Source organism: Streptomyces sp. NPDC058872, assembly GCF_042743065.1.
In the GTDB taxonomy this organism is placed as follows: domain Bacteria; phylum Actinomycetota; class Actinomycetes; order Streptomycetales; family Streptomycetaceae; genus Streptomyces.
In genome coordinates this window covers 1-11,946 of the sequence record NZ_JBHYMK010000004.1, presented here as the reverse complement: position 1 = coordinate 11,946, position 11,946 = coordinate 1, and the positions used below count along the sequence as shown (strand labels likewise).

The 11,946-nt window shown below is 72.4% G+C and carries 14 protein-coding genes; 6 read left to right on the top strand and 8 right to left on the bottom strand.

The features are described from left to right. Positions 1-12: 12 nt before the first annotated feature. Positions 13-501 carry a GNAT family N-acetyltransferase gene (locus tag ACFW22_RS03130; protein WP_386398086.1) on the bottom strand — a complete coding sequence of 163 codons (489 nt, stop codon included), beginning with the start codon at positions 499-501 and terminating at the stop codon, positions 13-15. Next, entirely contained in the window at positions 498-1,463 is a 966-nt protein-coding gene (locus ACFW22_RS03125; RefSeq protein ID WP_386398084.1) for a LysR family transcriptional regulator, read from the bottom strand. Before ACFW22_RS03125 ends, ACFW22_RS03130 begins: the two co-directional genes overlap by 4 nt. Positions 1,464-1,649: 186 nt before the next feature. On the opposite strand from ACFW22_RS03125, the gene snpA reads away from it, so the two are divergent. Then, positions 1,650-2,294 carry a snapalysin gene (snpA, locus tag ACFW22_RS03120; RefSeq protein WP_386398081.1) on the top strand — a complete coding sequence of 215 codons (645 nt, stop codon included), beginning with the start codon at positions 1,650-1,652 and terminating at the stop codon, positions 2,292-2,294. 157 nt (positions 2,295-2,451) lie between these two features. On the opposite strand, the gene ACFW22_RS03115 is transcribed toward snpA, so the two are convergent. The 3 genes from ACFW22_RS03115 to ACFW22_RS03105 are packed head-to-tail and all read right to left on the bottom strand — an operon-like array spanning position 2,452 to position 3,778. Further along, complete coding sequence (locus tag ACFW22_RS03115) at positions 2,452-2,871, bottom strand: DUF6304 family protein (protein ID WP_386398077.1); 420 nt, start codon at positions 2,869-2,871, stop codon at positions 2,452-2,454. 42 nt (positions 2,872-2,913) lie between these two features. Continuing rightward, positions 2,914-3,153: a hypothetical protein gene (locus ACFW22_RS03110; RefSeq protein ID WP_386398072.1), complete on the bottom strand. Its 240-nt coding sequence runs from the start codon at positions 3,151-3,153 to the stop codon at positions 2,914-2,916. 43 nt (positions 3,154-3,196) lie between these two features. Then, the gene (locus ACFW22_RS03105) at positions 3,197-3,778 is read right to left on the bottom strand and encodes a dihydrofolate reductase family protein (RefSeq protein ID WP_386398068.1); all 582 of its coding nucleotides are present in this window, start codon (positions 3,776-3,778) and stop codon (positions 3,197-3,199) included. Positions 3,779-3,933: 155 nt separating this feature from the next. On the opposite strand from ACFW22_RS03105, the gene ACFW22_RS03100 reads away from it, so the two are divergent. Continuing rightward, complete coding sequence (locus ACFW22_RS03100; protein ID WP_386398063.1) at positions 3,934-4,509, top strand: TetR/AcrR family transcriptional regulator; 576 nt, start codon at positions 3,934-3,936, stop codon at positions 4,507-4,509. Between the two features lie 15 nt (positions 4,510-4,524). Here ACFW22_RS03100 and ACFW22_RS03095 read toward each other — a convergent pair whose 3' ends face one another. Beyond that, positions 4,525-5,580, bottom strand: coding sequence for a family 2 encapsulin nanocompartment cargo protein polyprenyl transferase (locus ACFW22_RS03095; RefSeq protein ID WP_386398059.1), 1,056 nt, complete (start codon positions 5,578-5,580; stop codon positions 4,525-4,527). 117 nt (positions 5,581-5,697) lie between these two features. After that, positions 5,698-7,113 (bottom strand): family 2B encapsulin nanocompartment shell protein, encoded by a 1,416-nt coding sequence (locus ACFW22_RS03090; protein ID WP_386398055.1) that lies wholly within the window; start codon positions 7,111-7,113, stop codon positions 5,698-5,700. 253 nt (positions 7,114-7,366) lie between these two features. Between ACFW22_RS03090 and ACFW22_RS03085 the strand changes: the two genes are divergently transcribed. Next, positions 7,367-7,957 (top strand): N-acetylmuramoyl-L-alanine amidase, encoded by a 591-nt coding sequence (locus ACFW22_RS03085; RefSeq protein WP_386398051.1) that lies wholly within the window; start codon positions 7,367-7,369, stop codon positions 7,955-7,957. Between the two features lie 86 nt (positions 7,958-8,043). Continuing rightward, a complete protein-coding gene (locus tag ACFW22_RS03080) occupies positions 8,044-8,934 on the top strand; it encodes a 1-aminocyclopropane-1-carboxylate deaminase/D-cysteine desulfhydrase (RefSeq protein WP_386398048.1) in 891 nt (296 codons plus the stop codon). Positions 8,935-8,986: 52 nt separating this feature from the next. On the opposite strand, the gene ACFW22_RS03075 is transcribed toward ACFW22_RS03080, so the two are convergent. Beyond that, positions 8,987-10,579, bottom strand: a complete 1,593-nt coding sequence (locus ACFW22_RS03075; protein ID WP_386398046.1) for a Na+/H+ antiporter — start codon at positions 10,577-10,579, stop codon at positions 8,987-8,989. Positions 10,580-10,941: 362 nt separating this feature from the next. On the opposite strand from ACFW22_RS03075, the gene ACFW22_RS03070 reads away from it, so the two are divergent. Further along, a complete protein-coding gene (locus ACFW22_RS03070; RefSeq protein ID WP_384877262.1) occupies positions 10,942-11,202 on the top strand; it encodes a UBP-type zinc finger domain-containing protein in 261 nt (86 codons plus the stop codon). 199 nt (positions 11,203-11,401) lie between these two features. Next, a complete protein-coding gene (locus tag ACFW22_RS03065) occupies positions 11,402-11,815 on the top strand; it encodes an anti-sigma regulatory factor (RefSeq protein WP_384877261.1) in 414 nt (137 codons plus the stop codon). Positions 11,816-11,946 lie beyond the last annotated feature (131 nt).

Genomic DNA, 11,946 nt, shown 5'->3' with positions numbered 1-11,946 from the left:
GGACCGGCCCCCTCAGCCTTCCGTCGGAAGGGTGTAGCGGCGCTTCGACAGGGAGGTGGCGCCCAGCCGGTCGTAGAAGGCGATCGCCCGCTCGTTCCACTCGGGCGTCTGCCACTGCAGTTCCGGGAGGCCGAGTTCCCGGGCCTCGGAGCGGACCGCGGCGATCAGGAGCGGGCCGATGCCGTGGCCGCGGGAGCGCTCCGCGAGGTAGAGGCAGTCCATGTGGAGGTATTCGGTGCCGTCCCAGGTGGACGGCGTGGGCGCGCAGGTGGCGTAGCCGGCGAGGGTGCCGTCGGGGAGGACCGCGACGAAACAGCCGAGGCGGCGCGGGCCGGGGCCGAAGAGGAGGTCCGCGAGCCGGTCCGCGAGGCCGGGCTTCGGGGGCACGGACCTTTCGTACGCGGCGTGCTCGGTGATGAGCTCCACCACCCGGGGCAGGTCCTCGGGGCGCGCGTGCCGCACCACTGCCGTTCCGCCGGGGCCGTCCTCGCGTTGGCTCATGCGGTCATCATGCACGGTCCCACCGACGCCCCGGCCGCCGCTCCCTGTCGGCGGAGCCACTCCCGGTACGGGGCCGCACGCAGGGCCACTTCCCGGTAGGCCGCGGCGAGTTCCGCGTAGAGCACGTCCAGGGGCGCGCCGGGCCGGCCGTACAGCAGGAGCCGAACGCCCAGCGGATCGCCGCGGAGGGGACGGACGGCCATGTCCTCGCGCGGACTCGAGGTGGGCTGGCAGGGGGCGACGGCTTCGCCGAGGGCGATGAGCGAGGCGGCCGTGTGGTAGTCGCCGTGCAGCAGTGGCGGGTCGATGCCGGCGGCGGCGAGGACCCGTCGGAGTCCGGCCCATTCGCCGTCGACGGCCGGATCGACCATCCAGTGGTCCGCGGCGAGGTCGACGAGGTCGACGACGGGCCGGGCGGCGGCAGGATGGTCGCGGGCCATGGAGATGAACTGGGGTTCGCGGGCGACCAGCACGCGCTCCGTGAGGCCTTGGGGAACCCGGAGCGGGGAGCCCTCCACCTCGTGCACGAACGCCACGTCGAGCTGCCCGGCGGCGACCGTGCGCAGCAGTGCGTCGGCGGAGACGTCAACCCGGAGGCCGACGTCGGTGCCGGGCAGGCGTTGGCGGAGTCGGCGCAGCCAGCCGGGGAGCGCCCTGCTGGCGGTCGATCCGACGCGGAGTCCGGGACCGTCGCTGCGGGCCGCGGCCTGGGCCTCGGTGATGAGCGCGGCCATGTCGGCGACGAGCGGACGGGCCCGGCTGAGCAGGGAGCGGCCGAGTGGGGTGGGGCGGCAACCGGTGCGGCCGCGGGAGAAGAGCTCGGCACCGAGGGAGTTCTCGATCCGGCGCAGTTGGGTGGTCAACGAGGGCTGGCTCATGCCCAGTTGCCGGGCGGCCTTGTGCAGGCTGCCCGTGTCCGCGATGGCGCAGAGCGCACGCAGGTGTCTCACCTCCAGCTCCATGCCCCGAGGTTAGGGCGGCTCCGAGAGTGACACCAGATGCCCAAACCTTCTCAATCACCTTGCAATTGAAGGGAGTTGAGGGAAATTCGCATCCGGGTGATGCTCCGGGGCTATCGGCGGCTGACATCATCCCGAGCCGCTCGACTCCCCCGAGACTCTCCTCATCCCCTACAGGAGGAGCCCCCCATGCGACACCCCAAGGTCCTCACTTCCGTGCTGACCACCGCCCTCGGACTCGGTCTCGCCGCATCGCTCGGTGCGGCGCCGGCGGCGGCGGTCGGCAACGGCGGGGCCGGCACCGCCCGCGTGGCGTACGCCGGTTCGGCCGAGGAGGCCAAGGCGAACCAGGCGTTCTTCGACGCCGTCATGAAGTCCGTGGCGAAGAAGCGGGCCACCACCCAGGGCGCGACCGCCGTCACCGTGGTGTACAGCGCCGCCTACGCGCCGAGCTTCCGCACCCAGATCGCACGCTCCGCACAGATATGGAACGGCTCGGTGGCGAACGTCCGTCTCGTCGAGGGCAGCAACCCCGACTTCGCGTACTACGAGGGAAATGACTCCCGTGGCTCGTACGCCAGCACCGACGGCCACGGTCGCGGCTACATCTTCCTCGACTACCGGCAGAACCAGCAGTACAACTCGACCCGGGTGACCGCCCACGAGACCGGTCACGTCCTCGGGCTGCCGGACCACTACAGCGGCCCGTGCAGCGAGTTGATGTCGGGCGGCGGTCCCGGCACGTCCTGTCAGAACGCCCAGCCGAACGCACAGGAGCGGTACCGCGTCGACCAGTTGTGGCGCTACGGCCTCACCTCCGCGTTCAAGGGCTGAGGGAAGCACGCGGGGATCCGGCCGCTTCGCACGGACACCGTCCGTGCCGTTCGAGGGCCGGCTCCCCCGGGGAAGTGATGAACGGTCACCCGCGGCGGTGGCTTCTCCCCCTCCGGGGAGCCACCGCCGCGTCGTCGACGCCGGGGCGCCCCGCACCCTAGGCGGTCTGGAGGAGCCTGCGGCCGAAGTCCGCGCCGGCCGGCAGTTGGCTCCGCACCCGCTCCAGTGCCTCCTCGAAGTCGCCGCCGGCGATGCAGGCCTCGAAGGCGGCGCCCTCGTAGTGCAGCGTCAGGCTGAGGTCCGCCCGCTCGTTGAGGGTCAGCAGGCAGGCCAGCGTGGCCCGATGGGAAGCGCCGTCCACGACGACGGGCAGGGGCAGGTCCCACTCCAGGACGCACCCCCCGAGGGGCTGCCCGTCCCCGTCCGTGGCGCGGAGCGCGGCGAAACCCTCGCCGGTGTACTCGATGCCCCTGATGCGGGTGGTGACGCGCCGCCCGTCGGCCGTGATGACGATCGCTTCCGCGCCGCTGCGGTCCCGGTACCAGCCGGTCCAGACTTCTGTCGACTCCGATGACATGCGCGGACTGTAGCGGTATGACCGGCTCCACCGCGCGTCCGGTCACCCGGGGGCCGGACTTCTCCCGTTCTCGCCGTTCTTGCCGGTCACGTGCGTGGTAGCGGCTTCCGCCCCTTCGGAGAGCGGGCACTCGGGGTTGCGGCAGGGTTGCACCTGCCACTCCGGCACCCAGGCCCCGAGGACCTTGTGCCGGGTGGCGACCACCGCGAGGGGTTCGCCGCAGGCCGGGCAGTGCCGTTCGGCCAGCGGGTCCCGCGTCGTGCGAGGCGCCTCGTCACCCATGCCTCCAGGGTAGGCCGCCCGCCCGGGCACCGCTCCCCCGCCGCTACCGCTTCCTGGTGTACGTCCGGACCAGGACGCCGTTGCCGAAGGCGCGCACTTCCCCCAGCTCGAAGTCGCGGGGCGTGAAGCCGGCACCGAACATCGGCATGCCGGTGCCGTAGACCTGCGGGTAGGTCTTGATGACGAGCTCGTCGATCTCCTCGACGAGCTGCCCCGCGATGGTGGACCCGCCACAGAGCCAGATGCCCAGGGGGCCGTCCTCGGCCTTGAGCTCGCGGATCCGGCCGACGAGGTCGTCGGCTATCAGCTCGACGTGGGGGTCGGGCGACTCGGCGAGCGAACGGGTGGCGACGAACTCGCGCAGGTGGGCGTAGGGGCTGGTGACGCCGACGTCCAGGGCCAGCTGGTACGAGCGCATCCCCTGGACGACGGTGTCGAAGTGCTTGTTCGCGCCGGTGACGCCGAGCGCCTCCCGCCCGTGGGTCGGAACGACCTCCGGGTATGCGGTGGCCATCCAGGCCGTGTAGGGGGCTTCGGAGTACTTGAACATGGAACTGGCGTCGCCCTGGGGGTCGCCGATGAAGCCGTCGATGGTGCAGGCGACGTAGTACGTGAGCTTGCGCAAACCGGTCCTCTTCGTCCTGGAGGGAGTAGGCTGCCCCTACAACCACGACGCTCATAGTGCTTCACCTGTAGTGGTTGGGCAAGCCCCTTGTTCCGACCGGTCCGATGCGAAGCGTTCGACGCGGATGCATCCCGCCCCGCACAGAGGAGCCCCACGTGGCGAGGAACCCCGAGCGCCGCACGACCCTGCTCGACGCCGCGATCGACGTACTGGCGGACGAAGGCGCCCGCGGACTGACCTTCCGGGCGGTCGACGCCCGGGCGGGGGTCCCCACGGGCACCTCGTCCAACTACTTCAGCGACCGGGACCGGCTGCTCACGCAGGTGGCCGACCGGATCTTCGTACGACTGACCCCGGAGTCCGGCGCCGTGGACACCGCGCTCCGCGGGGAACCCAGCCGCGCCCTGGTCGTCGAGCTGATGCGCTGGCTCGCCCGACGCCTGACGGCGGAGCGCACCTGCTACCTCGGGCTCTTCGAACTGCGCCTGGAGGCCGCGCGCCGTCCCGAACTCCAGAAACGATTCACCGAAGTGCTCCGGGCCGACCTCGACATGAACGTCCGGCTGCACCTCGACTCCGGGATGCCGGGGGACGCGGACACGGTCCGCGCGCTCTACTTCGCCCTCACCGGCCTGCTGCTCGACCACTTCACGGTGCCGGGACTCCTCGGCGACCGGGACCTGGACGAACTGATCGAGACCGTGGTCACCCGGATCGTTCCCGAGGCATGAGCGGTCACCGCACGGTCAGCGGCTGCGCCGGGTGACGAACTCCGCGAGGGCGAGCAGGTCATCCGCCGCCGCCAGGTCCGGAACCGCCCGCGCCAGGTGCTCGACGGCGCGCCCCATCCGCTCGGCGGCCTGCGCCTGGGCCCAGTCACGGCCACCGGCCCGCTCGACGGCGTCCGCCGCCGCCCGCACCGCCGCGACGTCCAGGGTCGGCCGGGCGTACAGCTCGGCCAGCTCCTCCCCGGCAGGGGTGCCCGAGGTGAGTGCCGCCACCACGGGAAGCGACTTCTTGTGGGCGGCCAGATCGGCACCGGCCGGCTTGCCGGTGTGCTCCGGATCGCCCCAGATGCCGATGAGGTCGTCGATCAGCTGGAAGGCGAGGCCGGCCTCCCGGCCGAAGGAGTCCATCGCGGCGACCGCCCCCTCCCCCGCGCCCGCGTACAGGGCCCCGAGGGCGCAGGAGCAGCCGAGCAGCGCACCGGTCTTGGCGGTGGCCATCGCGAGGCACTCGTCGAGCGAGACCTTCCGCGGATCGCGGCGCTCGAAGGCGCAGTCGGCCTGCTGGCCGGCACAGAGTTCGATGATGCAGGCGGCGAGGCGGGCGGAAGCCGCGGCGGAAGCCGGGTGGGGGTCCTCGGCGAGCAGGCGCAGGGCCAGCGCGCTCATCGCGTCACCGGCCATCAGGGCGTCCGGAACGCCGAAGACGGTCCAGGCGGTGGGCCGGTGCCGTCGGGTCGGGTCCTCGTCGACGATGTCGTCGTGGAGCAGGGTGAAGTTGTGCGCCAGCTCCACCGCCGCGGCGGCCTTCACCGCCTGGGCCTCTTCGGCGCCCAGGGCCCGGGCCGCCGCGAGGACGAGGGCGGGTCTGATCGCCTTGCCGGCCCGCCCCGCGTCCGGGGTGCCGTCGGCGCGCTCCCATCCGAAGTGGTACATCGCCACCCGCCGCACGGAGCCGGGCAGGGACTCGACGGTGGCGCGCAGTTGGGGGTCGACGGCGGTGCGCGTCCGGTCCAGGAGCCCCAGGGCCCCCTGCCCTTCGACGACGGCATCCGCGCTGCTCGTGGTCACGGTCATTTCCTTCACATCCTCCGCGGCGTCCGCCACGGCGATCGGTCACGGCGGTGCCCCGCCGTGACGGGCCGGGAGCGCCCGGGGCGGGGCGGTTCGGTACCCGCCCCGGGCGGAGCCGGCTCAGCGCCAGCGGCTGACCTCGACGTTCTCCAGGACGCCGAGCGCGTCGGGGACGAGGACCGCCGCCGAGTAGTAGGCGGTGACCAGGTAGGAGATGATCGCCTGCTCGTCGATCCCCATGAAGCGGACGGAGAGGCTCGGTTCGATCTCGTCGGGGAGGCCGGTCTGGTGCAGGCCGATCACGCCCTGGTCGGCCTCGCCGGTACGCATGCAGATGATCGAGGTGGTCCGGGCGTCCGAGACCGGAATCTTGTTGCACGGGTAGATCGGCACGCCCCGCCAGGTCGGGATGCGGTTGCCCGCGATCTCGATGGTCTCGGGCACCAGGCCGCGCTTGTTGAGCTCGCGGCCGAAGGCGGCGATGGCACGCGGGTGGGCGAGGAACATCTTGGAGCCCCGACGGCGGGAGAGCAGCTCGTCCATGTCGTCCGGGCTGGGGACGCCGTCGTGCGGCTGCAGCCGCTGTCCGTAGTCGCAGTTGGCGAGGAGGCCGAACTCCTTGTTGTTGACGAGCTCGTGCTCCTGGCGCTCGCGGAGCGCCTCGACCGTGAGGCGCAACTGCTGCTCGGTCTGGTTCATCGGCTGGTTGTAGAGGTCGGCGACGCGGCTGTGGACCTTCAGCACGGTCTGGGCGACGCTCAGTTCGTACTCGCGGGGCGAGGCGTCGTAGTCGACGTACGTGTGCGGGACGACGGCCTCGCCGACGTGACCGGCGGAGAGGTCGATGGAGGCCTCGCCGTAGGGGTTGGTGCGCTGGTCGGGCAGGGCTGCGGCGGCCGCGAGGTGGGCGGCGAGCGAGCCGGCCCGTTCGGCGAGGTTCCGGACGTCGTCCCGGGTGAGTTCCAGGACCGTGCAGGCCGTGGCGGCCCTGGCGGTCCAGGCCCAGGTGGCGTCTTCGCGGAGCAGGGCGGCCTCGCCGAGGTAGGCGCCGTCGGCCAGGACGCCGAGGACGGCCTCGTCGCCGTAGGGGCCCTCGCCGATCTGCTCGATGCGGCCGTGGGCCAGCAGGTACACCCGGTCGGTGGCGGCGCCCGCCACGGCGATGATCTCGCCCGCCCCGTACTCCCGCTGGGTGCAGCGGGACGCGAGCTCCACCAGGGCGCCCTCGTCCTCGTAACCGCGCAGCGCGGGGAGTTCACCGAGTTCGGCGGGGATCACCGCGACGCGCTCTCCGGTCTGCACGAACGTGACGCGGCCGTCGCCCACCGAGTAGCTGAGCCTTCGGTTCACCCGGTACGTGCCGCCCTGCACCTGGACCCACGGCAGTGCGCGCAGCAGCCACCGGGAGGTGATCTCCTGCATCTGCGGGGCCGACTTGGTGGTCGTGGCGAGGTTCCGCGCGGCAGCGGTGCCGAGGCTCTGCTGCGGGGCTCGCTGCTCCGCGCGGGTCTCGTCGCCAACCGAACCAACGGACATGGAACTCCCTCTCGTATGACTGAGTGACGAGAGAAGCCTTTCAGCACGGAATGTGTTGACGCCATTACACAATCGGGTGGGACTGTTCGACGATCTTCGGGGCATGTCCTGCGTTTTCCATCCGAACGGCGCAGCCCCGCACGCCTCGTGACGATCTGTCCGGATCGGCTCGCACACGGCCCGAACGGATGGCAGCGGAGTGGCGGACTCCGGTACTCCGGAAGTTCACCCCGTCCTCCGGAAGGAGTCGGTCATGTCCTCACCCATGTCGGCGAGCAGGTTCCTCAGCGCCCTGCGCGGCGAAGGCCTCACGGTCGTCCAGGTCGGCCACTGGACCACCCACAACCGCAACCACAAGGGCCCGTGGGGCCCCGTGCACGGCGTCATGATCCACCACACCGTGACCCGGGGCACCGCCAGCACCGTACGGATCTGCCGGGACGGCTACGCGGGCCTGCCCGGGCCGCTGTGCCACGGCGTGATCGCCAAGGACGGCACGGTCCACCTCGTCGGCTACGGCCGCACCAACCACGCGGGACTCGGGGACGACGAGGTCCTCCGCGCGGTCATCGCCGAGCGGAGGCTGCCGCCGGACGACGAGGCCACCACCGACGGCAACCGGCACTTCTACGGCTTCGAGTGCGAGAACCTCGGGGACGGCGTGGACCCCTGGCCCAAGGTCCAGCTGGAGGCGATCGCCAAGGCCGCGGCCGCGGTCTGCCGGGTGCACCGCTGGACCCACCGCTCGGTCATCGGGCACCTGGAGTGGCAGCCGGGCAAGATCGATCCGCGCGGCTTCACGATGGCCTCGATGCGGGAGAGGATCGCCGACCAGCTGCGCTAGGCGTTCCCGTCCACGACCGCCCCGGACGGAACCGCCCGGGTGCGGGCTCCGCGGCGGTCCGCCGCCGCGGACGACACAATGGCCGGGTGAACGCGTTCGACCCCTCCCGCCTGCGGCCCCGGATCCCCTCGCCCCTGGAACCGGTGGAGGACGAGCGCTTCGCCCGGCGGGGCCTCCGGCTGCTGCTGAAGCGCGAGGACCTCATCCACCCCGAGCTGCCGGGCAACAAGTGGCGCAAGCTCGTGCCCAATCTGCGCGAGGCGGCCGGACGGCCCGTGCTGACCTTCGGCGGCGCGTACTCCAACCACCTGCGGGCGACGGCCGCCGCCGGCCGGCTGCTCGGCTTCCCGACGGTCGGCGTGGTCCGCGGCGACGAACTGGCCGGACGCCCGCTCAACCCCTCGCTCGCACGGTGCGCGGCGGACGGGATGCGGCTGGAGTTCGTGGACCGGACCACGTACCGCGCCAAGGGCGACCCGGCCACGCTCGCCGCGCTCCGTGAGCGGGCCCCCGCGGACGCGTTCGTCGTGCCGGAGGGCGGCAGCAATGCGCTCGCCGTGCACGGGTGCGTGGAGCTGGGGCGCGAGCTCGCCGGGACGGCGGACGCGGTCGCCGTCGCCTGCGGCACCGGAGGCACCCTCGCGGGGTTGGCGGCCGGCCTCCTCCCGGGGCAGCGGGCCCTGGGCGTACCGGTGCTCAAGGGCGGTTTCCTCGACGGCGAGGTCCGTGCGCTCCAGGAAGCGGCGTTCGGCGGTCCGCGCGGCGACTGGACGCTGGCGGAGGGGTTCCACGGCGGGGGCTACGCACGCACCTCCCCGGCCCTGGAGGAGTTCGCCCGGGACTTCGAGGCACGGCATGGACTCGCCATCGAGCGACTGTATGTGGCCAAAATGCTGTACGCCCTCGTGGCCCTCGCCGAGCAGGGGGCCTTTCCCCCCGGCAGTCGCCTGGTGGCGGTGGTCACGGGCGCGCCGTGAAGCGTGCCGCGGGCGCCGGCGTGCGGGCGGGGCAGCGCCTGCCCGACCCCCTTCAGTCGGTCTCCCGGTAGGCGGCGGCCTCCTCCAGGTCGAGCCGGCGGAGCAGGGTGCGCATCATCTCGTCGTCGATCCGACGGGCGTCGCGCAGCCGGACGAAGACTTCGCGCTCGGCCTCGATCATCTCGCGCGAGAGGCGCCGGTAGGTGTCGTCCGCGGTCTCGCCGGTGGCCTCGTTGACCGCGCCGAGGCGTTCCCAGACGGCGTTGCGGCGTCGCTCCAGCACCGTGCGCAAACGTTCGGCGAGGGGCTGCGGCAGGGCGTTGCGCTCATCGGCCAGGAGCGCGTCGAGGCGTTCCTCGGCGGCCCGCGAGGCCTCGCTCTGCGCCTGGGCCTCGGCCAGGGTCTCGGCGTACCGGTCGCGTCCGGGGAGCCCGAGGACCCGGATGAGCGGCGGCAGGCTGAGGCCCTGGACGACGAGGGTGCCGATCACCGTGGTGAAGGTGAGGAAGAGGACGAGGTTCCGGGCCGGAAACTCCTCGCCGTCGGCGACCACGGGGATGGAGAAGGCGATGGCGAGGGAGACCACTCCGCGCATGCCGGCCCAGCCGACGATCAGCGGGGTCCTCCAGTCCACGCCCGGTTCGCGTTCCCGGACGCGGGCGGAGAACCGGCGCGGCAGGAAGGTCGCGGGATAGACCCAGAGGAAGCGGACGAGGACTACGGCGACGAAGACCCCGACCGCGTACCAGGCCGCCTCCGCCATGCCGTACCGGCCGAGGCCCTGGACGACGTAGGGGAGCTGGAGGCCGATCAGGGCGAAGACGGCGGATTCCAGGACGAAGGCGACCATCTTCCACACGGCTTCCTCCTGGAGCCGGGTCGCGAAGTCGACCTGCCAGGCGCGGTGGCCGAGGAAGAGGCCGACCACGACGACGGCGAGGACCCCCGAGGCGCCGAGCTCCTCGGCAGCCGCATAGGCGGCGAAGGGGATGAGGAGCGAGAGGGTGTTCTGCAGCAGGGCCTCGCGCAGGTGTCGGCGCAGCCAGTGGAGGGGGACCATCAGGACCAGGCCGACCCCGACGCCGCCGATCGCCGCGAGTGCGAACTCTCCGATGCCACCGGCCCAGCTCACCCCCTCGCCGACGGCGGCGGCGAGGGCCACCTTGTAGGCGGTGATCGCGGTGGCGTCGTTGACGAGGGACTCGCCCTGGAGGATGGTCGTGATCCGGTTGGGCAGACCGAGCTTGCGGGCGATGGCGGTGGCCGCGACCGCGTCCGGCGGGGCGACCACGGCACCGAGCACGAGGGCTGCGGTGAGCGGCAGGTCCGGGACGAGGAGGTGCGCGAGCCAGCCCACGGCCACGGTGGCGAAGAGGACGTACCCGACGGAGAGCAGCGCGATGGGCCTGGCGTTGGCCCGCAGGTCGAGGTAGGAGGAGTCGATGGCGGCCGTGTAGAGGAGCGGGGGCAGGATCAGCGGCAGCACGATGTGCGGGTCGAGGGTGTAGTCCGGCACTCCCGGGACGTACGAGGCGGCGAGTCCGGCGGCGACCAGGAGCAGCGGGGCGGGCACCGGGGTCTTGCGGGCGAGGCCCGCCACGGCGGCGCTCGCCGCCACCAGCCCCACCAACTGCAGTGCGTCCATGATCCCGACCCCGTCCCGTGCCGCAACGTAACCTGGTCATCTTGACGCCCTCCCCCCTGAAGGGGGGAATTCCCACGGCTCGCGCCGCGGTACTTCCCGGTTCCTTGCCGACCGCCCATCCGGAGGACCCCGTTGAGGTCTTGCACCGGCCCCACCGGCCGACGCCGCCCGTCCGGGGACCGGCCGTCCCCGCCCCGCGCCCGCGTGCCGGGGCGCGGGCCCGGACGCGCCTCCGGGTGCGGACGGCGGGCGGCACCGCGTCCCGCAGGGTGCCGCGGGGGGAGCACGGCCCGGGCGGGAGGGAGCCACCGGTCGCGCTTCCCCCCTCGCCCCGAAGGACGGAACATCCACGGAGGGATCCGATGAGCGAGTGCCTGCACCTTGCCGAAATGCCGCGTCCCGAACCGGCTCCGCTGGCCGACACCTGCCCCGAGTGCCTGGCGGACGGCACGCACCCGGTCCAGCTGCGGCTCTGTCTCAGCTGCGGGCACGTGGGGTGTTGCGACTCCTCCGCGGGACGGCACGCGACGGGACACTTCTCCGCCACCGGACACCCCGTGATGCGCACCTTCGAGCCGGGCGAGACCTGGCGTTGGTGCTTCGTGGACGGTTCGATCGTCTGACGGCTGGGTACGTCACCCCTCCGCGGGTCTCCGCGGCCGCCGGGGCGGGGGAAACCCGGTGGGCCCCGGGCTCACGGCGACACGGCAGGATGGATCGCGATAGCGTCACGGCGGACCGCGCAGACCCCCTGCGCACCGCCCCGGTTCGGGGGCCTCTCCTCCGAGCCCCGAATGAGTTTGTGCCACCTTGGAGGTGAGGGTGTCCCAGATCGCAGGCGAGCCCGGGACCCAGGACTTCGTGGAAGTCCGGCTGCCCGCTGCGGGTGCCTATCTGTCCGTGCTGCGTACGGCCACGGCCGGCCTCGCGGCGCGCTTGGACTTCACCCTCGACGAGATCGAGGACTTGCGGATCGCGGTCGACGAGGCCTGCGCCATCCTGCTCCAGCAGGCCGTGCCGGGGTCCGTCCTCAGCTGTGTCTTCCGGCTGGTCGACGACTCCCTCGACGTGACGGTCTCCGCCCCGACGACGGACGGCAGGGCCCCCGAGCGGGACACCTTCGCCTGGACGGTGCTGTCGGCACTCGCGGGGAAGGTCGAATCGTCGGTGTCCGATGACCGTACGGTGTCGATCAGCCTGTACAAACAGCGCGGCGCGGGGCCAGGCCCGGCGTGAGGAGCGGGGACGCGACGGCCGGCATCCCTGAGCAGCAGGCGCGGCCGAACAGGGTCGCTACGGAGCAGGCGGACCAGATGAGCGAGCACGAGCAGCACCCCGATGTTCTCTTTGAGTGTTGATCTCGGTTG

What these genes read in the sequence shown, in the direction of transcription:
- ACFW22_RS03130 (WP_386398086.1), bottom strand. Translation starts at nt 501, where the DNA reads ATGAGCCAACGCGAGGACGGCCCCGGCGGAACGGCAGTGGTGCGGCAC.
- ACFW22_RS03125 (WP_386398084.1), bottom strand. Translation starts at nt 1,463, where the DNA reads ATGGAGCTGGAGGTGAGACACCTGCGTGCGCTCTGCGCCATCGCGGAC.
- snpA (WP_386398081.1), top strand. Translation starts at nt 1,650, where the DNA reads ATGCGACACCCCAAGGTCCTCACTTCCGTGCTGACCACCGCCCTCGGA.
- ACFW22_RS03115 (WP_386398077.1), bottom strand. Translation starts at nt 2,871, where the DNA reads ATGTCATCGGAGTCGACAGAAGTCTGGACCGGCTGGTACCGGGACCGC.
- ACFW22_RS03110 (WP_386398072.1), bottom strand. Translation starts at nt 3,153, where the DNA reads ATGGGTGACGAGGCGCCTCGCACGACGCGGGACCCGCTGGCCGAACGG.
- ACFW22_RS03095 (WP_386398059.1), bottom strand. Translation starts at nt 5,580, where the DNA reads ATGACCGTGACCACGAGCAGCGCGGATGCCGTCGTCGAAGGGCAGGGG.
- ACFW22_RS03090 (WP_386398055.1), bottom strand. Translation starts at nt 7,113, where the DNA reads ATGTCCGTTGGTTCGGTTGGCGACGAGACCCGCGCGGAGCAGCGAGCC.
- ACFW22_RS03085 (WP_386398051.1), top strand. Translation starts at nt 7,367, where the DNA reads ATGTCCTCACCCATGTCGGCGAGCAGGTTCCTCAGCGCCCTGCGCGGC.
- ACFW22_RS03075 (WP_386398046.1), bottom strand. Translation starts at nt 10,579, where the DNA reads ATGGACGCACTGCAGTTGGTGGGGCTGGTGGCGGCGAGCGCCGCCGTG.
- ACFW22_RS03070 (WP_384877262.1), top strand. Translation starts at nt 10,942, where the DNA reads ATGAGCGAGTGCCTGCACCTTGCCGAAATGCCGCGTCCCGAACCGGCT.